The following is a 20,151-nucleotide window of genomic DNA, read 5'->3' as shown; positions in this document are numbered from 1 at the left end:
TTGATTGCGCTCTATAGCCCGGCGAGGGCGCGAAACTCGTCCTCGCTCAAAATATGCAGCCCCAGCTCGGCGGCTTTTTTGGCTTTTGATCCCGCATCAGCCCCCACCACCACGTAATCGGTTTTTTTCGAGACCGATTCGGTGACTTTCGCGCCGCGCGATTCCGCGCGGGCTTTCGCCTCCGGCCGGGCCATGGTGAGCGTGCCGGTGAACACAATGGTCTTGCCGGCCAAAGGTGAATCAGCGCCCCCGGCGCTGGGTGCGCCGGTGATGGTGAGATAATCCTCCAGCGCATCGAGCGTGGCGAGGTTATGCGGCTCGGCGAAGAACGCGGCGAGGTCGGTGGCGATCGCCGGGCCGATGCCGGAGATGGAGCCAAGCTCAAGCCGTGCATCGGAGCCGATTTCAGTGGCGGCCTGCATGCTTGCGCGCCAGTTGGCGTAGGAGCCGTAGTGGCGGGCCAGCAGCTTCGCGTTGTTCTCGCCGACGCGGCGGATGCCCAGCGCGAAGATGAAGCGGGGCAGGGCGATGGCGCGCCGCGCCTCGATCGCGGCGATGAGGTTGGCGGCGGAGAGCTTGCCCCAGCCTTCACGCCCGGCGATTTCCGCCTCGTGTTCCGGCAGGCGGAAAATATCGGCGGCGGATGTTATCAGCCCGGCATTGTAGAGTTCCACAACGGTTTTCTCGCCCATGCCTTCGATGTCAAACGCGCCGCGCGCGCAGAAATGGATGAGCCGCTCGATGACCTGCGCCGGGCAGCTCAGCCCGCCGGTGCAGCGGCGCACCGCCTCGCCGGCGTCGCGCGCGGCGAGGCTGCCGCATACCGGGCAATGCGTGGGGAAGACGAACGGCCTGGTGTGTTCGCCGCGTTTGAGCACGCCAAGGATTTGCGGAATCACATCGCCAGCGCGCTGCAACTCCACAATATCGCCGCTGCGCACATCCTTGCGGGCGATTTCATCCTCGTTGTGCAGCGTGGCGTATTGCACCAGCACCCCGCCGACATTCACCGGCGTTAAGCGCGCGCGCGGCGTGAGCGCGCCGGTGCGCCCGACTTGGATTTCGATATCTTCCAGCAAGGTGCTGGCCCGTTCGGCGGGAAACTTCCAGGCGATGGCCCAGCGCGGCGCGCGCCCGGCGAAACCCAGGCGGTTCTGCAAGGCGATGTCGTTCAGCTTGTACACCACACCGTCAATGTCATAGGGCAGGGCGGCCCGCGCGATGCCGATGCTGTTTTGGAAATCTTGCGCCGCGCCTTCGGAGATGAGTTGGGAGAGCGGGTTGACATCAAACCCCCAGTCCTTGAGTTTTTGCAGATATTCCCAGTGGGTTTGCGCAACCGGGGCGGCGGATTCACCCTGCGCGTAGGCAAACAGCGAGAGCTTGCGTTGCGCGGTGATGCTGGGGTCTAGCTGGCGCAGGCTGCCGGCGGCGGCGTTGCGCGGGTTGGCGAACGGCTTTTCCTGCGCCTCGTTGAGCGCCAGGAAATCCGCCTTGGTCATATACACCTCGCCGCGGATTTCGATGCGCGCGGGGGCATCCCCGGGCAAACTGAGCGGCAGGGATTTCAGCGTGAGCAGGTTGGCGGTGACATCCTCGCCTTCGGTGCCGTCGCCGCGCGTGGCGGCGGAGAGAAATTTATGGTGCTCATAGGTGAGCGAGATGGAAAGCCCGTCAATCTTCGGTTCGGCGGCGAATTCCAGCGGTGCGCCGCCCAGCCCGAGAAACCGCCGGATGCGCGCGCAGAATTCGGGGAAGTCCTCGGGGGCGAAGATGTTGTCCAGCGAGAGCATCGGCGTGGCGTGGATGATCTTCTTGAATTTTGGCGCCGGTTTCGCGCCGATTTCGGCCAGCACGCGCGCAGCGCCAAGCGCGGGGTGGGCGGCCAGCAATGCTTCCGCCTCGCGGCGCAGCGCGTCATAGGCGGCATCGCTCATCACCGGGGCGTCGTGCGTGTAATACGCGCGGTTGGCGGCGGCGATTTGCGCCATCAGCTCATCGAGGCGGGTGTTTGCAGAGGTCATGGCGCGAGCAGGCTTCCCGCCGCCTCGCGGGCGGCGTCCGTGATGATTTCTCCGGCGAGCATGCGGGCGATCTCCTCGCGGCGGGCCGGGCCGTCCAGCGTGTCAACCACGGTGAGCGCGCGCTCACCCTCGATGCGCTTGGCGACGCGCAGTTGCGCGGCACCGCGGGCGGCCACCTGCGGCGAATGCGTGACGACGAGGACCTGCACATTGCGCGCGACGCGGGCGAGGCGCTCGCCCACGGCCGCGGCGGTCGCGCCGCCGATGCCGGAGTCCACCTCGTCAAAAATCAGGGTTTCCACCGCGCCGCCGCCGGTCAGCACCACTTTTAACCCCAGCATGAGCCGCGAGAGCTCGCCGCCTGAGGCGATTTTATCAAGCGCGCCGGGTGGCTCGCCTGGGTTGGTACTGATGAGGAATTTAACCGAATCGGCCCCGCGCGGGCCCCAGCCGGCCTCGGGCAGCATGGTCCGCTCCACCACGAAGCGGGCGCGCTCCAGCTTTAGCGGCGGCAGCTCGGCGGCCAGGGCTTGCATCAGATCCGCCCCGGCCTGTTCGCGCAGGCCCGATAGCGCGGCGGCGGCCTCCACATAGGCGGCGCGCCGTGTGGCGGTCTCGCGGGTCAGCGCCGCGATGTCGGCGGCGCCGGTTTCCAGCGCGGCCAGTTTGGCGCGCAACTCGGCGAGGAATTCAGGCAGCGAGACCACGGGAACGCCGTGCTTGCGCGCGGCGGCCCGCAGCGCGAACAGCCGTTCCTCGGTGGCCTCCAGGGCACGCGGGTCGGCCTCGGCCTCCAGCGCCAGGCGGCTGAGCAGGGTTTCCGCCTCGCTCACCGCTTCTTCCGCGCGCTCGATGGCGGCCATCGCTCCGGCGGCGGGGTTTTCACCGCCCGCAGGTGCCGCCACCCGCCCCAGCGCCCGCGCGGCGGCGCGCAGATGCGCTGCCGGGCCGGAGGCGCGGCGCTCACGCGGGGTGAGTTCGGCCAGCGCGGCGGCGATGGCCTCGGCGCGCCGCTCGCCCGATTGCAGGCGCAGCCGTTCGGCTGCCAGCGCGTCCTCCTCACCGGCCTGCGGGTTGAGGCGGGAGAGTTCATCCACCGCGTGGCGCAGAAAATCTTCCTCGCGCGCGGCCTCGGCGATTTTCTCCTCCGCCTGCCGCAGGCGCGCGGCGGAATCCCGCCAGGATTTATGCGCCCCGGCCACGCGCTGGCGCATCTCCGGGGGCACGCCGAAGGTATCGAGCAGGAGCAGATGATTGGCCGGGTCGGCCAGGCCCACCTGCTCGTGCTGGCCCTGCACCTCGATCAGCAGCGCGCTCAGGGTCTTCAGGAAGTTCAGGCTGACCGGCTGGTCGTTCACCAGCGCGCGGGAGCGGCCATCGCGCGTGACGATGCGGCGCAGCAGGATCTCGGAGCCGGTGTCCAGCCCTTGTTCGCTCAGCAGTTCGCCCGCCGGGTGGCCGGGGGTGACCGAAAACGCAGCCGCCACCACCGCCTGGGCCGCGCCGGAGCGGATCAGCCCGGTGTCGGCACGCGCGCCAAGGGCCAGGCCGAGGCTGTCGAGCAAGATGGATTTACCCGCCCCGGTTTCGCCGGTGAGGGTGGTGAGACCAGCGGCGAAATGCAGGTCCAGCCGCTCGATCAGCACGACGTCGCGGATCGACAGACTGTTCAGCATTGCTTACCGCCCGCTTGGCATGGGCGTTAGAATGGCCAGTACCAGTGGTGCTTCTTCGCAGCCGGGGCGGCGCTTTGCGTGGTATCCGCCGGGGGGGTGGTGGCGCTGGCGCCGGTGTCCGCGCCGCTTTGGTCTGGTGCGGCGGCACCGCTCTGGTCTGGTGCGGCGGCAACCGGGGGCGGGGCGAGCAGGTGGTGCGCCTTCAGGGCGTTATAGGCGCTCTGGTACCAGCTGCTGCCGGGGTAGTTGTAGCCCAGTACGGAGGCGGTGCGTTGCGCGGCGCCGGTCAGCCCCAGGTTGAGATAGCATTCCACCAGCCGCTCCAGCGCCTCGGGCGTGTAGGTCGTGGTTTGGAAGCTGGTCACGATGTCCTGGTAGCGGCCGATGGCGGCGCCATAGAGATGCTGCTTCTCATAGAAGCGGCCGATCACCATGTCGTGCCCGGCCAGGCGGTTGTTCGCCAGGCGCAGTTTGATGCGTGCATCAAGCGCGTAGCTGCTGTTGGGGAAGCGGGTGATCACGTCGTTAAGGGTCTGGATCGCTTCATACGTCGTGGTCTGGTCGCGCTGCACATCGTCGATCTGCTCGTAATAGCAGAGCGACTTCAGGTAATACGCATAAGCGGCGTCCGCGTCCTCGGGGTGCAGGCTGATGTAGCGGTTGAGCGAGCTGATCGCGTCGTCGTAATTCTGGTCCTTGTACTGGGAGTATCCCGCCAGCAGCTCGGCATGGGTGGCCCAGGTGGAGTACGGATAGTTCTCGTCCACCTCGTTGAACAACTTCACCGCCCGCTCATAGTCGCCGCGCTGGGTCTGTGCCACGCCCTGGGCGTAGAGCACATCGGCCGGCGGCAGGGTGGCGCTGCTGGCATAGTCGCCGGTGTCGCGCGGCTGGCTGTTCTCAAGGGCGGAACAGCCGCCGAGGCATAGCAGCAGAGCCAGGGCGGGCAGGGAGGTGCGGAGGGAGGCGGAGTGAAAATTTGTCATTGCGACCGGCTTATAGCAGTTAAAACGCGAACGCGAAGCCGCCCCGGACAACCCGTGGCGGGAAAACTTGACTCCACCGGGTTTAGGGGTATGAGACCGCCATTCACTTAACCGGAGTTGGCCAGGGGATTGCCCCGCCAGGCTCTAGCCGTTGCCCCAGCCGGGCCGCGCATACCACCGGGCAACCGCCCGCATTCAAGGACATACCCAGCCTCATGGCTTCCATCTCACCTGCTCTCCGCCATTCCGACGCCCCCGCTTATTCCGGCGCCGATGATTTTGCTGCCCTCCTGGATTCCTCGCTCGGCGCCAATGCCGGGTTCGAAGGTTCCGTCGTTTCCGGCACCGTGCTCCGGATTGATGATGATTTCGTGATCGTCGATGTCGGCCTGAAGAGCGAAGGCCGCGTGCCGCTGCGCGAATTCGCCCCCGTCGGCGCCAAGCCGGAAGTGAACAAGGGCGATGTGTTCGACCTCTACATCGAACGCTATGAAGACAAAGACGGCTCCATGGTCCTCAGCCGCGAAAAAGCGCGCCGCGAGGAATCCTGGACCCAGCTTGAGAAGGCCTTTGAGGCGCAGACCCGCGTGAACGGCGTGATCCATGGCCGCGTCAAGGGTGGCTTCACGGTTGATCTCGGCGGCGCCACCGCGTTCCTGCCCGGCTCCCAGGTTGATATCCGCCCGGTGCGCGATGTCGGCCCGCTCATGGGCGTGGCCCAGCCGTTCCAGATTTTGAAGATGGACCGTCAGCGCGGCAACATCGTGGTCTCGCGCCGCGCCGTGCTGGAGGAAACCCGCGCCGAGCAGCGCTCCGAGCTGATCCTCGGCCTGAAGGAAGGCCAGATCCTCGACGGCGTGGTGAAGAACATCACCGATTACGGCGCCTTCGTGGATCTCGGCGGCGTCGACGGCCTGCTGCATGTCACCGACATCGCTTGGAAGCGCATCAACCACCCGGCCGAGGCTCTGGTCATCGGCCAGCCGGTCAAGGTGCAGGTCATCCGCTTCAACGCCGACACGCAGCGCATCTCGCTGGGCATGAAGCAGCTTGAAGCCGATCCCTGGGAAGGCGTTGACGCCAAGTACCCGCCCGGCATCAAGGTTTCCGGCCGCGTCACCAACATCACCGACTACGGCGCCTTCGTGGAGCTGGAGCCCGGCGTCGAGGGCCTGGTGCATGTGTCCGAGATGTCCTGGACCAAGAAGAACGCGCATCCCGGCAAGATCGTCTCGACCAGCCAGGAAGTGGATGTGGTGGTGCTCGATGTCGACGCTTCCAAGCGCCGCATTTCGCTCGGCCTGAAGCAGGTCTCGCGCAACCCCTGGGAAGAGTTCCAGGATGCGCATCCGATCGGCTCCATCGTTGAGGGCGAGATCCGCAACATCACCGAGTTCGGCCTGTTCGTGGCCGTTGGCGCCGAGATCGACGGCATGATCCACATGTCCGACCTGTCCTGGGAAGATGCCGGCGAGACCGCCATCACCAAGTACAACAAGGGCGACGTGGTGAAGGCCAAAGTGCTCGATATCGATGTCGAGAAAGAGCGTATCAGCCTTGGCATCAAGCAGCTTGAGGTCGACCCGGCCGCCGGCGTGCTGGACAAGATCCACAAGGGCCAGATCGTCACCTGCATTGTCACGGCCGTTCAGGCCAACGGCATCGAGGTGAAGGTTGACGATGTGCTGACCGGCTTCATCCGCCGCGCCGAACTGGCCCGCGACAAGGCCGAACAGCGCACCGAGCGCTTCTCGGTGGGCGATGCCGTTGATGCGAAGATCACCGCGGTGGACCGTGCGGCCCGCAAGCTGCAGCTGACCATCAAGGGCAAGGAGATCGACGAGGACAAGTCGGCCGTGGCCGAATTCGGCTCCTCGGACTCCGGCGCCTCGCTGGGCGACATCCTGGGGGCTGCCATCCGCCGCCGCAACCAGGCGAACGAAGAGTAATCCCGCCACAACCCGTGGTGGACTGAACGAGGCCCGGCGGCACACCCGCCGGGCCTTTTTGATGTGTGGTTAAAAAATCCCCTGTTCACAATAAGTTATTGACCAGATCGTGCGCTCCTGGCATCGTTGCTCAGGGTGGGAGGGTTGAATGACACGTTCTGAGCTGATCGCCGGGTTGGCGGAGGATAATCCACATCTGACCATTGCGGATGTGGAGCGCATTGTAGCGACTCTATTTGATGAAATGACCATCGCGCTGGCGCGTGGGGAGCGCGTGGAGCTGCGCGGATTTGGCGCCTTCACCGTGAAACGGCGCAATGCCCGCGCCGGGCGCAATCCGCGCACTGGGGAGACCGTGGAAGTGGCGCAGAAATCGGTTCCCTTCTTCAAGGCGGGCAAGGAACTGCGCGAGCGCATCAACAAGCCGCCGGCAGCGCCAAATGGTAAAAAGAACGGCGGAGCAAAAGCCTGAAAATTTTAAAAAGCATCGCCGGGTTCCTGGTCCTGCTGGTCCTGGTGATTTTCCTGCTCTCCAACCGCGCGGCGGCGCTGGTCAGCTTCTGGCCGTTCGGCCAGGTGGCGGCCTGGCCGCTGGGCGCGGTGGTGCTGGTGGCGCTGGTGCTGGGGTTTCTGCTCGGGTTGGCATTTCATCTGCCGCACCGCTTTGCCCTGAACCGCCGCGCCAAGCGGGCCGAGAAGCGCGCGGCTGAGTTGGAGGCGCGCAACGCCCCGCCGCCGCCGGTCTCGTTCTGATGCGCCGTCTTATCGCCGCGATCGACACGCCCGATGCCGGGAAGGCGGCGGCGCTGGTGCGCGAGGTGGCGCCACATTGCGGGCTGGTGAAGCTGGGGCTGGAGTTTTTCCTCCGCCATGGCGCGCCGGGATACCGCGAGGTGGCGCAGGAGCGGCCGGTGTTCCTGGACCTCAAGCTGCATGACATTCCCAACACGGTGGCGGGTGCCGTGCGCTCATTGCTGCCGCTGGCGCCGCATATGCTCACCATCCACGCCGCGGGCGGCGGCGCGATGGTGGCGGCGGCGGTGGAGGCCGCTGGGGCCGCGCCGCACCGGCCGAAAATCCTGGCGGTGACGGTGCTCACCAGCCTCGATGCGCGCGCGCTGCATGAGATTGGCGTGGCTGGCGGCACCACGCAGCAGGTTTTGCGTCTGGCGCGCCTGGCGCTGGAAAACGGCGCGGACGGGTTGATCTGTTCGCCGCACGAAATCGCCCGGCTGCGCGACGCCTTTGGCGAAAAACCGCTCCTCGTCGTGCCCGGTATCCGCCCGGTGGGCGCGGCCCTGGGGGACCAGGCGCGCGTGATGACGCCAGAGGAGGCGGTGATGGCGGGCGCTGATTATATCGTCGTGGGCCGGCCTGTTACCGGGGCGCCAGATCCGGGTGCGGCGGCGGCGGGCATTGCCGCCGCCATACGCGGCTTGCGGGGCTGAGCGCCCTGCCGGTTCAGGCTACGGTGTGATGGTGATGGATGGCGGGGTGACGTAGATTCCAGGCGGCGGCGCCGCGTAAACCGGTGGCGGCGCGTAGTACATCGGCGGCGGCGGCGGCGCGTAATAGCCGTAGCCGGGGCCAAAGCCGGCAAACCAGTGCCAGTGCCCTTCGCCATCGAACCAGCCGTGATGCGCATCGTCGTCGTGCCGCCAGCCGCCGTCATAACGGCGCCAGCCGTTATTGCCCTGCCAGCCGCCGTGTCCACCGCCATCGCGGCCGCCAGGGCCGTGCCAGTCGCCGCCGTCTCCGCCGCCATGGCCGTGCCAGCCGCCGCCGTCTCCGCCGCCGTGCCAGTCAGCCATTGCGCCATGCGCGCCGATAAACGCGGTGCCACCGAGTAGCGCGGCGCAAAACGCAAGATATTTCAGTTTCATATAAAAGAGCCTCCAAGCTCTTGTTGCCAGATATGGGGAGCCGCCGTGGTTAATTCAGGATTAAAATGAGGTGAAATCATGACTTATTGCAGATTTAACGGTTTCTTCCCACCCAGCAAGCGCTTCCGCGTTTTCCCTGAGGAATTTGTTAAAATCAGGAGGATATAAGCAAAAACGCTTGCGAAACCAGCCAGCTTGGGACAGACTCGGCCGCGCTGGCTGCTTCTTTTTTTGTCGAGGGATTATTTTGCTTCGCGCCATAAAATACCGCCTGCGCAGCTATCTGCCGCCGGCCATTTTTCTCGCCATTTCCGGCTATTTCGGCTGGAACGCCATGCATGGCAAAAGCGGGCTGGAGGCGCAGAACGTGCAGCTTGCCGAACTCGCCCAGGCACAGCAGGCCTTCAACGCGGCAGATACCGAGCGCCAGCAATGGGAGGTGCGGATCGCCGATCTTTCGGGGCGGTCGATTTCACAGGATATGCTTGACGGCCAGGCGCGCAAGGTGCTGAATTTGGCCAACCCGAATGACCTCGTCATTGATCTGCCGCAGAATAAAAGTGCTGAATAATCGGTTTTTTTTTGGCGTGCCTTGAGTTTTTGTTGACAAGATATCGCAGCTGAACGAAATTTTGTTTCGTTCAGGTGGCCTGCCTTTAGCTGCCGCAAGCAGCTTAACCATTTTGTGGTTAAGTGTGTTTTTTGCAGGCTATGCTAGGGAGATTCGTAAACGTCACACTTGCGCGGCGTGGCTGCTTGAGGATAGTGGCGGGCAATACCCCAGAAACCAAACGAGGAGCCCCCAATGGCCGTGACCCCGGAAAAAACGAAACGAGGCAAGAAGCCCGCCGTCTCGATGGACAGGGACGAGTTGTTCGCCGCCTATGCCAGCATGCTGCTGATCCGCCGCTTCGAGGAAAAAGCCGGCCAACTCTACGGCATGGGGCTGATCGCGGGGTTCTGCCATCTCTACATCGGCCAGGAGGCTGTCGTGGTCGGCATGCAGCACTGCATCGGCCAGGGCGATGAGGTTATCACCTCGTATCGCGACCATGGCCATATGCTGGCCTGCGGCATGGACCCCAACGGCGTGATGGCGGAGTTGACCGGGCGTTCGGGCGGCTATTCGCGCGGCAAGGGCGGTTCCATGCACATGTTCAGCAAGGAGAAGGGGTTTTTCGGCGGCCACGGCATTGTCGGCGCGCAGGTTTCGCTGGGCGCCGGGCTTGGCTTCTCCAACTGGTACCGCGAGAACGACCGTGTGTCGCTGACATATTTCGGCGAGGGCGCGTCCAACCAGGGCCAGGTTTATGAGAGCTTCAACCTCGCCAACCTGATGAAGCTGCCGGTTGTGTTCATCATCGAGAACAACCGCTACGCCATGGGCACCAGCGTTGAGCGCGCCTCCGCCTCGCGCGACCTTTCGCTCAACGGCGTGCCCTGGGGCATGCCCAGCTTGGCGGTGGACGGCATGGACGTGCTGGCCGTGAAGGCCGCCGGCGAGCAGGCCGTGGCGCATTGCCGGGCGGGCAAGGGGCCGTTCCTGCTGGAGATGAAGACCTACCGCTACCGCGGGCATTCGATGTCCGATCCGGCGAAATACCGCACCCGCGAGGAAGTGCAGCGCATGCGCGCCGAGCACGACCCGCTGGATTCCGCCAAGAAGCACCTGGAAGAACTCGGCATCACCGAGGCGGAGATGAAAAAACTGGACGACGACATCAAGCTGCGCGTGCAGGAAGCGGCGGATTTCGCCCAGGCATCGCCTGAGCCTGATCCCTCTGAGTTGTGGACCGATATTCTGGTGGGAGTTTAAACCATGGCGACCGATATTCTGATGCCCGCCCTCTCGCCCACCATGACCTCGGGCAAATTGAGCAAATGGCTCAAGCAGCCGGGCGATACCGTGAAATCCGGCGATGTGCTGGCCGAGATCGAGACCGACAAGGCCACCATGGAGGTGGAAGCGGTTGATGAGGGCGTGCTCTCGAAGATTGTGGTGCCGGAAGGCACCGAAGGCGTTGCTGTGAATGCCGTCATCGCCGTGCTGAACGCTGATGAGGCGAGCACCGCCCCGGCCGCCCCGGCCGCGCCGGCCGCCGCCGCGCCCGTGGCCGCAATGCCCGCCGCCCCCGCGGTGGCAAAGCCGGTGGCCGCGCCGCAAAATCTGAGTGAGCCGGCGTGGGGCGAGACCAAGCCCACCACCGTGCGCGAGGCGTTGCGCGAGGGCATGGTGCTGGAGATGCGCGCCGATGCCGATGTGTTCCTGATGGGCGAGGAAGTCGCGCAGTATCAGGGCGCTTATAAAATCAGCCAGGGTATGCTGGACGAATTCGGCCCGCGCCGGGTCATCGACACGCCGATCACCGAACATGGGTTCACCGGCATGGCCGTGGGTGCGGCGATGAACGGGCTGAAGCCGATCGTTGAGTTCATGACCTTCAACTTCGCCATGCAGGCGATCGACCAGATCATCAACTCCGCGGCCAAAACCTTGTATATGTCGGGCGGGCAGATGGGTTGCCCCATCGTCTTCCGCGGCCCCAATGGCGCGGCGGCGCGCGTGGGCGCGCAGCATTCGCAGTGCTATGCCTCGTGGTATGCGCATTGCCCCGGGCTGAAGGTGGTGGCGCCGTGGTCGGCGGCCGATGCCAAGGGCCTGATGCGCGCGGCCATCCGCGATCCCAACCCGGTCATCTTCCTGGAGAACGAGATCCTCTACGGCCAGACCTTCGATTGCCCGGTCTCGGAGGATTTCATCCTGCCCATCGGCAAGGCCAAAATTGAGCGCGCCGGTTCGGATGTGACCATCATCGCCTTCTCGATCATGGTCGATGTCGCGATGAAGGCCGCCGAGGCTCTGGCCGAACAGGGGATTTCCGCCGAGGTCATCAACCTGCGCACCATCCGCCCGTTGGATATCGAGACCATCATTGCCAGCGTGAAGAAAACCAGCCGCGTGGTGAGCGTGGAAGAGGGCTGGCCGTTTGCCGGCATCGGCTCGGAAATCTGTATGACTGTGGTGGAGCATTGCTTCGACTGGCTGGACGCCCCGCCGGTGCGCGTGGCCGGGCTGGATGTGCCGATGCCCTATGCCGCAAACCTGGAAAAACTCGCGCTGCCGCAGCCCAGCTGGGTGGTGGACGCGGTCAAGAAACTTTTTTGAGGAGGGCGAAACATGTCCACCAATATTCTGATGCCGGCCCTCTCGCCCACCATGACCACGGGCAAGCTCGCGAAATGGCTGAAAAAAGAGGGCGATGAGGTCAAATCCGGCGATATTCTGGCCGAGATCGAGACCGACAAGGCGACCATGGAAGTGGAAGCCGTGGACGAAGGCTTTATCGCGAAAATCCTGGTGCCCGACGGTACGGACGGCGTGGCGGTGAACGAGGTCATCGCCATTCTCACCGCGACCAAGGGCGAAGCGCTCTCCGCCCCCAAGGCGGCGGTGCCTGCGCCCGTGGCGGCGGCGCCTGCCTCCGTGGCGGCCGCGCCTGTGGCCCTGGCTCCGGCCTCGGCTCCGGCGGCTAACGATGAGAGGGTTTTTGCCTCCCCGCTGGCCCGGCGCATCGCCAAGCAGTCCGGCGTGGATCTCTCGCGCATCAAGGGCTCCGGCCCGAACGGGCGGATCGTAAAGGCTGATCTGGACAAGGCTCCGGCGGCGGCGCCCGCTCCGGCACCCGCCCCCGTGGCAGCGGCGCCCGCGCCCAAGCCCGCGGCCCCGGCCCCGGTCATCACCGGCGCCTACAAGGCGGCACCCAATTCCACCATGCGCAAGGTCATCGCCCGGCGCCTTACGGAATCCAAGCAGAACGTGCCGCATTTCTATCTCAACAGCCATATCGAGATTGATGCGCTGCTGAAGCTGCGCGCCGAGCTGAACGCGCGCTCCCCCAAGGAGGGCCCGGGCAGCTTCAAGCTTTCGGTCAATGACCTCATCATCAAGGGCTGCGCCCTGGCGCTGCGCCGCCACCCCAATGTGAACGCCAGCTACACCGAAGACGCCATTTTGCTCTATGACGATGTGGACATCTCCATCGCCGTTGCCATTCCGGACGGGTTGATCACCCCGATCATCCGCAAGGCCGACGAGCGGGGCCTGCCCTCCATCAGCAACGCGATGAAGGATCTGGGCGCGCGGGCGAAGGCCGGCAAGCTCAAGCCCGAGGAGTTCCAGGGCGGCGGCTTCTCCATCTCCAACCTTGGCATGTTCGGCATCCCGGATTTCACCGCGATCATCAACCCGCCGCAGGCCGCGATTCTGGCCGTCGGCGCGGGCGAGAAGCGCGCGGTTGTGAAGAATGACCAGATCGTCATCGCCACGATGATGACCGTGACCCTCTCGGTCGACCACCGCGTGGTGGACGGCGCTCTGGGCGCGCAATTCCTTGCCACGCTCAAGGGCCTGCTGGAAGACCCGATGGGCCTGCTACTTTAGCTAACTGGGAATGATTTTCGATCTGGGGCAAGCTCCCTGGTTACGGCACATAATGATAGGAGCCAGCCATGGCGGACGAATTTGATCTGATAGTTGTCGGCGGCGGGCCGGGTGGGTATGTCGCGGCGATCCGCGCCGCCCAGCTCAAGCTGAAGGTGGCGGTGGTGGAGGCCAAGCATCTGGGCGGCATCTGCCTCAACTGGGGTTGCATCCCCACCAAGGCGCTGCTGCGCTCCTCGGAGGTGAACCACCTGCTGCATAACCTGGGCGAGTTCGGGTTTTCAGCCGATAACATCCAGTTCGACCTGGATAAGATCGTGAAGCGCTCGCGCGGCGTCTCCAAGCAGCTCTCCTCGGGCATCGCGCATCTGCTCAAGAAGAACAAGGTGACCGTGGTGGACGGCTACGGCCGGCTCACCGGCGGCGGGCACCTGGCGGTGAACGGGGCGGACGGCAAGCCGAAAGCGATGCTGCACGCGCCGCACATCATCCTCGCCACCGGCGCGCGCCCGCGCCAGATCCCCGGCATCGAGGCCGATGGCAAGCTCATCTGGTCCTATTTCGAGGCGATGGTGCCGGCCGCCATGCCAAAATCGCTGCTGGTCATCGGCTCGGGCGCGATCGGCATCGAGTTCGCCAGCTTCTACCGCAACATGGGCGCCGAGGTGACCGTGGTGGAAATGATGGACCGCGTGCTGCCGGTGGAGGATGCCGAAATCTCCGCTTTGGCGCGCAAATCCTTCGAGAAGCAGGGCATGAAGATCATCACCTCCGCCAATGTGAAGGGCGCGGTGAAAGGCGCTGACAATGTGACCGTGACCGTGGAAGCGGGCGGCAAGGAGCAGCAGATCACCGTGGAGCGGGTGATCGCGGCGGTCGGCATTGTTGGCAATGTCGAGAACCTCGGCCTTGAGGGCACCAAGGTGAAGGTTGAGCGCACGCATATCGTGGTGGACGGCTTCGGGCGCACCGGCGAGCCGGGGGTTTATGCCATTGGCGATGTCGCCGGGCCACCGTGGCTGGCGCACAAGGCCAGCCATGAGGGCGTGGTCTGCGTCGAGCACATCGCGGGCAAGAACCCGCACCCGTTCGAGACCGGCAACATCCCCGGCTGCACCTACTGCCGCCCGCAGGTGGCCAGCGTGGGGCTGACCGAGGCGAAGGCGAAAGAGGCGGGCCATGAGTTGAAGATCGGCCGTTTCCCCTTCATCGGCAACGGCAAGGCGATCGCCATGGGTGAGCCGGAAGGGCTGATCAAGACCATCTTCGATGCCAAAACCGGCGAGTTGCTTGGCGCGCATATGATCGGCGCGGAGGTGACGGAGATGATCCAGGGTTATGTCATCGCCCGGCAGCTCGAGACCACCGAGGCGGAGCTGATGCACACCGTCTTCCCCCACCCGACCATCAGTGAAGCCATGCATGAGTCGGTGCTTGACGCCTACGGCCAGGTTATACATTTCTAGTGCATGCCGCCCCCAGGCGCCCGGCGCTTGGGGGTTTTGCCGGGCACTGATAGAAAGCACGCCATGAGCACCCGTATCGAGATCGACCACCGCGTCCGCCACCCGGAGAAACAGGGCCGCCCGGATAACCCGATCAGCCGCAAACCGGCCTGGATTCGGGTGAAGGCGCCCAACAGCCCCGTGTATCATGAGACGCGGGAGTTGATGCGCGATAAGAAGCTCTCCACCGTGTGCGAGGAAGCCGCCTGCCCGAACATAGGCGAATGCTGGTCGCAGCGCCACGCCACCATGATGATCATGGGCGAGATCTGCACCCGCGCCTGCGCCTTCTGCAATGTGAGCACCGGCGTTCCCGCCGCGCTGGACGCCGATGAACCCCGCCGTGTGGCCGAGGCCGTCGCCACGCTGGGGCTGCGCCATGTGGTCATCACCTCGGTGGACCGCGACGATGTGGCCGATGGCGGGGCCGCGCATTTTGCCGCCGTCATCGCCGCAGTGCGCGCGGCGGCGCCTGCAACCACCATCGAAATTCTCACGCCTGATTTTTTGCGCAAGCCCGGCGCGCTGGAAATTGTCGTTGCCGCCCGGCCGGATGTGTTCAACCACAATCTGGAGACCGTGCCCCGGCTCTACCCCTCCATCCGCCCCGGCGCGCGCTACTATCAATCCTTGCGCCTGCTTGACCGTGTGAAGCAGCTTGACCCTGATATCTTCACCAAATCCGGCCTCATGGTTGGGCTGGGTGAGGCCAAGCCGGAAATCGGCCAGGTGATGGACGATCTGCGCATCGCCGATGTCGATTTCCTCACCATCGGCCAATATCTGCAACCCACGGTGAAGCACGCGGCGGTGGACCGCTTCGTGACGCCGGAGGAGTTCGAGGAATACGCGCTGATGGCGCGTGTCAAAGGCTTTCTGCAGGTCTCGGCGACACCGCTCACCCGCAGCTCCTACCATGCGGACTCAGACTTCGCTGCCCTGCGTGAGGCACGCGCCCGCAAATTGGTGGCCTGATGCCCACCTACACCGAGAAGAAGCTGGTCCCTTATACCCCGGCGCAGCTCTCGGCGCTGGTGGCCGATGTCGGTAAATACCCGCAATTTCTGCCCTGGTGCGCCGGAGCGCGCATCCGCAGCCATGTCGAAAATATTCTGATCGCTGACCTGAGTATCGGCTTCGGCCCGTTCCGCGAGAGCTTCACCTCCCGCGTGACGATTCTGCCGCAGGATGCCGAGGGGGTTTGCGAGATCAAGGTGCAATACCAGAACGGCCCGTTTAAATATCTCAACAACAGCTGGCATTTTGCCCCGCATCCGCAGGGCTGCCTGGTGGATTTCTACGTCGATTTCGAATTCCGCAACGTTATTTTGCAAAAAGCCATCGGCGTCGTGTTCACCGAAGCGGTGCACCGCATGGTCGCGGCATTCCTCAAGCGCGCCGGCACGGTATACGGCCCGCCGGCGCAGGCGGCTGAGGGACAGCCGCTCCCGCTCGGTATCGCCGGCAAGTAGGCAGGCGTTCCTTAAGCCGTTGCCTTGCGGCGTGGCTTGGCCGGTTTTGCCGCCAGCAGCGGCGCCAGAAACCGCCCGGTGTGGCTCGCCTTGTTCGCGGCAATATCCTCCGGCGTGCCGGTGGCGACAATGCGGCCCCCGCCGTCGCCGCCTTCGGGCCCGAGATCGATGACATGATCCGCGGTTTTGATCACCTCCAGATTATGCTCGATGACGATGATGGTGTTGCCCGTATCCACCAGCGCATGCAAAACTTCCAGCAATTTGCGGATATCCTCAAAATGCAGCCCCGTGGTGGGCTCGTCGAGAATATAGAGCGTGCGCCCGGTGGGGCGCTTGGCCAGTTCCTTCGCCAGCTTTATCCGCTGCGCCTCGCCGCCTGAAAGTGTGGTCGCCTGCTGGCCAAGCTTGATGTAGCCAAGCCCGACCTTGCCGAGCAGCGAAAGCCGGTCACGGATTTTCGGCACCGCCTTAAAAAACCCCTCCGCCTCGTCCACCGTCATATCCAGCACATCGGCGATGGATTTCTCGCGGAACTTCACCTCCAGCGTCTCGCGGTTGTAGCGCTTGCCCTTGCAGGTATCGCAGGTGACAAACACATCGGGCAGGAAGTGCATCTCGATTTTCAGCACGCCGTCGCCCTGGCAGGCCTCGCAGCGCCCGCCCTTCACATTGAAGGAAAACCGCCCCGGCTTGTATCCCCGCGTGCGCGCCTCGGGCATTTCGGCGAACCAGTCGCGGATCGGCGCGAACAAATCGGTATAGGTGGCGGGGTTTGAGCGCGGGGTACGGCCAATGGGTGACTGGTCAATGTCGATGATCTTGTCGAGCTGTTCCAGCCCTTCCAGCCGCTCAAACGCGCTGGGCACCTCGCCGGAGCCCATCAACCGCCGCGAGACGGCCTTGTAGAGCGTATCCACCACCAGGGTTGACTTACCCCCGCCCGAAACCCCGGTGATGCAGGTGAACACCCCAAGCGGAAATTCCGCGGTGATATTTTTCAAGTTATTGCCGCTGGCGCCTATCACCTTCAAAACACGGCTGCTCTTCACCTCCCGCCTGGGGTGCGGCACGGGAATATTGCGCCGGCCGGAGAGATAATCCCCCGTCAGCGATTTCGGGTTGGCAGCAACCTGTTCCGGCGTGCCCTGGGCCACCACATGCCCGCCGCCCATGCCGGCGTGCGGCCCCATGTCGATCAGATGATCCGCCGCGCGGATCGCATCCTCATCATGCTCCACCACCAGCACTGTGTTGCCCAGGCGTTTCAAACGTTGCAGCGTACCCAGCAATCTTTCGTTATCGCGCTGGTGCAGGCCGATGCTTGGCTCGTCCAGCACATACAGCACGCCGGTCAGCCCCGAGCCGATCTGGCTGGCCAGGCGAATCCGCTGGCTCTCGCCGCCCGAAAGTGTCGCCGAGCCGCGCGCGAGCGTTAGATAGTTCAGCCCCACATCCAGCAGAAATTGCAAACGTTCGTTGATCTCGCGCAGAATCCGCCGGGCGATTTCAAGCCGCTGCGGGGTTAGCGTGGCGGCCACGCCCTCGAACCATTCCCGCGCGGCGGAGATGGAAAGTTCCGCCACCTCGGCCAGGTTTTTCCCCGCGACCCGCACGGCCAGCGCCTCTGGCTTCAGCCGCGCGCCGTGGCAGGTGCCGCAGGGGCGCTCGGCGTGGTAGCGGGAGAGTTCCTCGCGCGTCCAGGCGGAATCAGTCTCGCGCAGGCGGCGCTCAAGATTTTTGATCACGCCTTCAAACGGTTTCGTCACCGTGTAGGCGCGCGCGCTGTCCTTGTAGGAAAACGCCACCTCGGTTTTGCCGGTGCCGTATAAAATTGCATCGCGCACCGCCTCGGGTAGTTTTTCCCAGGCCGTGGTCATCTTAATTTTAAAATGCTTAGCCAGGCTCGCCAGGGTTTGCGTGTAATAGGGCGAGAGAGAATTCACCCAGGGCATCACCGCGCCATCCTCCAGCGAGCGCTGCTCGTCGGGCACCACCAGGTGCGGGTCAAAAAACACCTCATGCCCCAACCCGTCGCACACCGGGCAGGCGCCGTGCGGTGAGTTGAAGCTGAACAGCCGGGGCTCGATCTCCTCGATGGTGAAACCGCTCACCGGGCAGGCAAAGCGTGAGGAGAACACCGTGCGCACGCCATCATCAGCCCCCTCGGCATATACAATGCCGTCGGAGAGTCCCAAGGCGGTCTCGAATGAATCCGCCAGCCGCTGCTCCAGCCCCGGCTTCACCACGATGCGGTCCACCACCGCCTCGATCTCATGTTTCAGCTTTTTATTGAGCGCGGGAACCTGGTCGATCTCGTAGAGTTTTCCATCAACCTTCGCGCGCGTGAAGCCCTTGCGCTGTAATTCGGCCAGCTCTTTTTTATACTCGCCCTTGCGGTCGCGGATCACCGGCGCCAGCAGCAGCAATTTGGCGCCTTGCTTCATCGCCATCACGCGGTCCACCATCTGCGCCACGCTTTGCGCCTCAATCGGTAGGCCCGTCGCCGGCGAATACGGCACCCCGGCGCGCGCCCATAACAGCCGCATATAATCGTGAATTTCCGTCACCGTGCCGACCGTGGAGCGCGGATTCTTCGAGGTGGTTTTCTGCTCGATGGAAATCGCGGGCGATAAACCCTCGATTGAGTCCACATCCGGCTTGCCCATCAGTTCCAGAAACTGCCGCGCGTAGGATGACAGACTCTCGACATAGCGCCGCTGCCCCTCGGCATAAATCGTATCAAATGCCAGCGAGGATTTGCCCGAGCCGGAAAGCCCGGTGATGACGGTGAGCTGTTCGCGCGGAATCGCGATATCGATGTTCTTCAGGTTATGTTCGCGCGCACCGCGGACCGTGATAAAGCCCGCGTTTTTCTGCTCAGCCATTCTCGCACCAGATGTTCGTGTAATGTTCTTGCAGGATATGGTGTCGCCGCGTAGAATGCAAACCGCTTCGGCTGGCCGGAATGCAAATAATGCGCTACGCTGGTGAACAATTTAAAGTAGAGGAGGGCCTGGTGGCCGGTAGTGTCAATAAAGTGATTCTGGTGGGCAATCTCGGGAAAGACCCGGAAGTGCGCAACGCCCAGTCAGGGTTGAAGATCGTTAATCTCGCCATCGCCACCTCCGATACGTGGAATGACAAAGCCAGCGGCGAGCGCAAGGAGCAAACCGAGTGGCACCGCGTGGTCATCATGAACGACCGGCTGGGCGAGGTCGCGGAGAAATATCTGCGTAAAGGCTCGAAGGTCTACATCGAGGGCAAATTGCAGACCCGCAAGTGGACCGGGCAGGACGGCCAGGAGAAATACACCACCGAGGTGATGATCGGCCGCTTCGGCGGTGAGCTGGTGCTGCTGGATAAGAACCCCAACGCCGGTGGTGACTACGAACCGCGCGAGCCGCGCGCCGCGGCCCCCGCGCGTGCGCCCGCCCCGCGCGCGACCGGCGGCTGGGATACGCGCCCCGGCAACGATATGGACGATGAAATCCCGTTCTGAACCGCTAAGCAGGGCAGGGGGCTAACCTCCTGCCCATGAGCGCGGCTCTTGCAACCCTCGCCGCGCAGGCCCGTGCCTGCACACTCTGCGCCGCGCATCTGCCGCTTGGTCCGCGCCCGGTGTTCCGGGTCTCCACGGCAGCGAAGCTGCTCATTATCGGCCAAGCGCCAGGCACCAGGGTGCATGCCAGCGGCATTCCCTGGAACGATGCCTCCGGCGAGCGCCTGCGCGGCTGGATGGGCATCGGCCCTGACATCTTCTACGACGAGTCCCGCATCGCCATCATGCCGATGGGCTTCTGCTACCCAGGCGCGCTGCCCAACGGCGGCGACGCGCCGCCAAGGCTCGAATGCGCGCCGGCATGGCACGGCAAGTTCCTGGCGCTTATGCCGCGGCTCCAGCTCACATTGCTGGTGGGCTCCTACGCGCAAAAGCGTTATCTCGGCCCGGGCGGCATGGCGGCAAACGTGCGCGCCCAGGCGGCGTATCCCCGCTTCCTGGCCCTGCCGCATCCCTCCTGGCGCACCGGCTTCTGGGAGGCGAAAAACCCCTGGTTCAGCGCTGAAATTCTGCCGCGGCTGCGCGCGCGGGTGGCGCAGCTCATTTGAGGTATAAAAAACCCCCGGCAGTTTCCCGCCGGGGCTCGATGTTTTGGAAAAAATCCCGATTATTTGAGGATGATTTCCACGCGGCGGTTCTGCGGCTCGCGCACG

General features: G+C 64.3%; 18 protein-coding genes. 13 read left to right on the top strand and 5 right to left on the bottom strand.

The features are described from left to right. Nucleotides 1-11: 11 nt before the first annotated feature. From ligA to HKL97_RS02365, 3 genes are read right to left on the bottom strand one after another with little or no spacing between them, the layout of a single operon-like run. Nucleotides 12-2,024 (bottom strand): NAD-dependent DNA ligase LigA, encoded by a 2,013-nt coding sequence (ligA, locus tag HKL97_RS02375; RefSeq protein ID WP_291422508.1) that lies wholly within the window; start codon nt 2,022-2,024, stop codon nt 12-14. Continuing rightward, nucleotides 2,021-3,700, bottom strand: coding sequence for a DNA repair protein RecN (recN, locus tag HKL97_RS02370; RefSeq protein ID WP_291422506.1), 1,680 nt, complete (start codon nt 3,698-3,700; stop codon nt 2,021-2,023). Before recN ends, ligA begins: the two co-directional genes overlap by 4 nt. 26 nt (nt 3,701-3,726) lie before the next feature. After that, complete coding sequence (locus HKL97_RS02365) at nt 3,727-4,686, bottom strand: outer membrane protein assembly factor BamD (RefSeq protein WP_291422504.1); 960 nt, start codon at nt 4,684-4,686, stop codon at nt 3,727-3,729. Nucleotides 4,687-4,901: 215 nt separating this feature from the next. Here HKL97_RS02365 and rpsA point away from each other — a divergent pair, with 215 nt between their 5' ends. From rpsA to pyrF, 4 genes are all read left to right on the top strand, one after another. After that, a complete protein-coding gene (rpsA, locus tag HKL97_RS02360; protein WP_291422502.1) occupies nt 4,902-6,635 on the top strand; it encodes a 30S ribosomal protein S1 in 1,734 nt (577 codons plus the stop codon). Nucleotides 6,636-6,783: 148 nt separating this feature from the next. Further along, nucleotides 6,784-7,107 (top strand): integration host factor subunit beta, encoded by a 324-nt coding sequence (locus HKL97_RS02355; protein ID WP_291422499.1) that lies wholly within the window; start codon nt 6,784-6,786, stop codon nt 7,105-7,107. 44 nt (nt 7,108-7,151) lie between these two features. Beyond that, a complete protein-coding gene (locus HKL97_RS02350; protein ID WP_291422497.1) occupies nt 7,152-7,388 on the top strand; it encodes a LapA family protein in 237 nt (78 codons plus the stop codon). After that, the gene (pyrF, locus tag HKL97_RS02345) at nt 7,388-8,083 is read left to right on the top strand and encodes an orotidine-5'-phosphate decarboxylase (protein ID WP_291422495.1); all 696 of its coding nucleotides are present in this window, start codon (nt 7,388-7,390) and stop codon (nt 8,081-8,083) included. Before HKL97_RS02350 ends, pyrF begins: the two co-directional genes overlap by 1 nt. Before the next feature lie 18 nt (nt 8,084-8,101). On the opposite strand, the gene HKL97_RS02340 is transcribed toward pyrF, so the two are convergent. Next, a complete protein-coding gene (locus HKL97_RS02340) occupies nt 8,102-8,518 on the bottom strand; it encodes a hypothetical protein (protein ID WP_291422492.1) in 417 nt (138 codons plus the stop codon). 247 nt (nt 8,519-8,765) lie between these two features. Here HKL97_RS02340 and HKL97_RS02335 point away from each other — a divergent pair, with 247 nt between their 5' ends. The 7 genes from HKL97_RS02335 (at nt 8,766) to HKL97_RS02305 (ending at nt 15,936) form a co-directional block, all read left to right on the top strand. After that, nucleotides 8,766-9,089, top strand: coding sequence for a septum formation initiator family protein (locus HKL97_RS02335; RefSeq protein ID WP_291422490.1), 324 nt, complete (start codon nt 8,766-8,768; stop codon nt 9,087-9,089). 234 nt (nt 9,090-9,323) lie between these two features. Next, complete coding sequence (gene pdhA, locus HKL97_RS02330; protein ID WP_291422488.1) at nt 9,324-10,334, top strand: pyruvate dehydrogenase (acetyl-transferring) E1 component subunit alpha; 1,011 nt, start codon at nt 9,324-9,326, stop codon at nt 10,332-10,334. 3 nt (nt 10,335-10,337) lie between these two features. Next, nucleotides 10,338-11,684 carry a pyruvate dehydrogenase complex E1 component subunit beta gene (locus tag HKL97_RS02325; RefSeq protein WP_291422486.1) on the top strand — a complete coding sequence of 449 codons (1,347 nt, stop codon included), beginning with the start codon at nt 10,338-10,340 and terminating at the stop codon, nt 11,682-11,684. A gap of 12 nt (nt 11,685-11,696) precedes the next feature. Then, the gene (locus tag HKL97_RS02320) at nt 11,697-12,959 is read left to right on the top strand and encodes a pyruvate dehydrogenase complex dihydrolipoamide acetyltransferase (RefSeq protein WP_291422484.1); all 1,263 of its coding nucleotides are present in this window, start codon (nt 11,697-11,699) and stop codon (nt 12,957-12,959) included. Between the two features lie 68 nt (nt 12,960-13,027). After that, entirely contained in the window at nt 13,028-14,425 is a 1,398-nt protein-coding gene (gene lpdA, locus HKL97_RS02315) for a dihydrolipoyl dehydrogenase (RefSeq protein ID WP_291422482.1), read from the top strand. A 63-nt stretch (nt 14,426-14,488) separates the two neighbouring features. Next, on the top strand, nt 14,489-15,439 hold the full coding sequence (gene lipA, locus HKL97_RS02310; protein ID WP_291422480.1) for a lipoyl synthase: 951 nt from the start codon (nt 14,489-14,491) through the stop codon (nt 15,437-15,439). Beyond that, nucleotides 15,439-15,936: a type II toxin-antitoxin system RatA family toxin gene (locus tag HKL97_RS02305; protein ID WP_291422478.1), complete on the top strand. Its 498-nt coding sequence runs from the start codon at nt 15,439-15,441 to the stop codon at nt 15,934-15,936. Before lipA ends, HKL97_RS02305 begins: the two co-directional genes overlap by 1 nt. Nucleotides 15,937-15,947: 11 nt before the next feature. Here HKL97_RS02305 and uvrA read toward each other — a convergent pair whose 3' ends face one another. Further along, nucleotides 15,948-18,824, bottom strand: a complete 2,877-nt coding sequence (gene uvrA, locus HKL97_RS02300) for an excinuclease ABC subunit UvrA (protein WP_291422476.1) — start codon at nt 18,822-18,824, stop codon at nt 15,948-15,950. A 131-nt stretch (nt 18,825-18,955) separates the two neighbouring features. Here uvrA and ssb point away from each other — a divergent pair, with 131 nt between their 5' ends. Continuing rightward, nucleotides 18,956-19,438, top strand: coding sequence for a single-stranded DNA-binding protein (gene ssb / locus HKL97_RS02295; protein ID WP_291422474.1), 483 nt, complete (start codon nt 18,956-18,958; stop codon nt 19,436-19,438). A 35-nt stretch (nt 19,439-19,473) separates the two neighbouring features. Beyond that, entirely contained in the window at nt 19,474-20,046 is a 573-nt protein-coding gene (locus HKL97_RS02290; RefSeq protein ID WP_291422472.1) for a uracil-DNA glycosylase family protein, read from the top strand. Nucleotides 20,047-20,151 lie beyond the last annotated feature (105 nt).

Origin of the sequence: Acidocella sp. (genome assembly GCF_013044125.1) — a bacterium.
Lineage (GTDB): Bacteria > Pseudomonadota > Alphaproteobacteria > Acetobacterales > Acetobacteraceae > Acidocella.
Note: the sequence above shows the minus strand (reverse complement) of the source record. Positions and strands in the feature narration are given on the sequence as shown.

What these genes read in the sequence shown, in the direction of transcription:
- ligA (WP_291422508.1), bottom strand. Translation starts at nt 2,024, where the DNA reads ATGACCTCTGCAAACACCCGCCTCGATGAGCTGATGGCGCAAATCGCC.
- recN (WP_291422506.1), bottom strand. Translation starts at nt 3,700, where the DNA reads ATGCTGAACAGTCTGTCGATCCGCGACGTCGTGCTGATCGAGCGGCTG.
- HKL97_RS02365 (WP_291422504.1), bottom strand. Translation starts at nt 4,686, where the DNA reads ATGACAAATTTTCACTCCGCCTCCCTCCGCACCTCCCTGCCCGCCCTG.
- rpsA (WP_291422502.1), top strand. Translation starts at nt 4,902, where the DNA reads ATGGCTTCCATCTCACCTGCTCTCCGCCATTCCGACGCCCCCGCTTAT.
- HKL97_RS02355 (WP_291422499.1), top strand. Translation starts at nt 6,784, where the DNA reads ATGACACGTTCTGAGCTGATCGCCGGGTTGGCGGAGGATAATCCACAT.
- pyrF (WP_291422495.1), top strand. Translation starts at nt 7,388, where the DNA reads ATGCGCCGTCTTATCGCCGCGATCGACACGCCCGATGCCGGGAAGGCG.
- HKL97_RS02340 (WP_291422492.1), bottom strand. Translation starts at nt 8,518, where the DNA reads ATGAAACTGAAATATCTTGCGTTTTGCGCCGCGCTACTCGGTGGCACC.
- pdhA (WP_291422488.1), top strand. Translation starts at nt 9,324, where the DNA reads ATGGCCGTGACCCCGGAAAAAACGAAACGAGGCAAGAAGCCCGCCGTC.
- HKL97_RS02325 (WP_291422486.1), top strand. Translation starts at nt 10,338, where the DNA reads ATGGCGACCGATATTCTGATGCCCGCCCTCTCGCCCACCATGACCTCG.
- HKL97_RS02320 (WP_291422484.1), top strand. Translation starts at nt 11,697, where the DNA reads ATGTCCACCAATATTCTGATGCCGGCCCTCTCGCCCACCATGACCACG.
- lpdA (WP_291422482.1), top strand. Translation starts at nt 13,028, where the DNA reads ATGGCGGACGAATTTGATCTGATAGTTGTCGGCGGCGGGCCGGGTGGG.
- lipA (WP_291422480.1), top strand. Translation starts at nt 14,489, where the DNA reads ATGAGCACCCGTATCGAGATCGACCACCGCGTCCGCCACCCGGAGAAA.
- HKL97_RS02305 (WP_291422478.1), top strand. Translation starts at nt 15,439, where the DNA reads ATGCCCACCTACACCGAGAAGAAGCTGGTCCCTTATACCCCGGCGCAG.
- uvrA (WP_291422476.1), bottom strand. Translation starts at nt 18,824, where the DNA reads ATGGCTGAGCAGAAAAACGCGGGCTTTATCACGGTCCGCGGTGCGCGC.
- HKL97_RS02290 (WP_291422472.1), top strand. Translation starts at nt 19,474, where the DNA reads ATGAGCGCGGCTCTTGCAACCCTCGCCGCGCAGGCCCGTGCCTGCACA.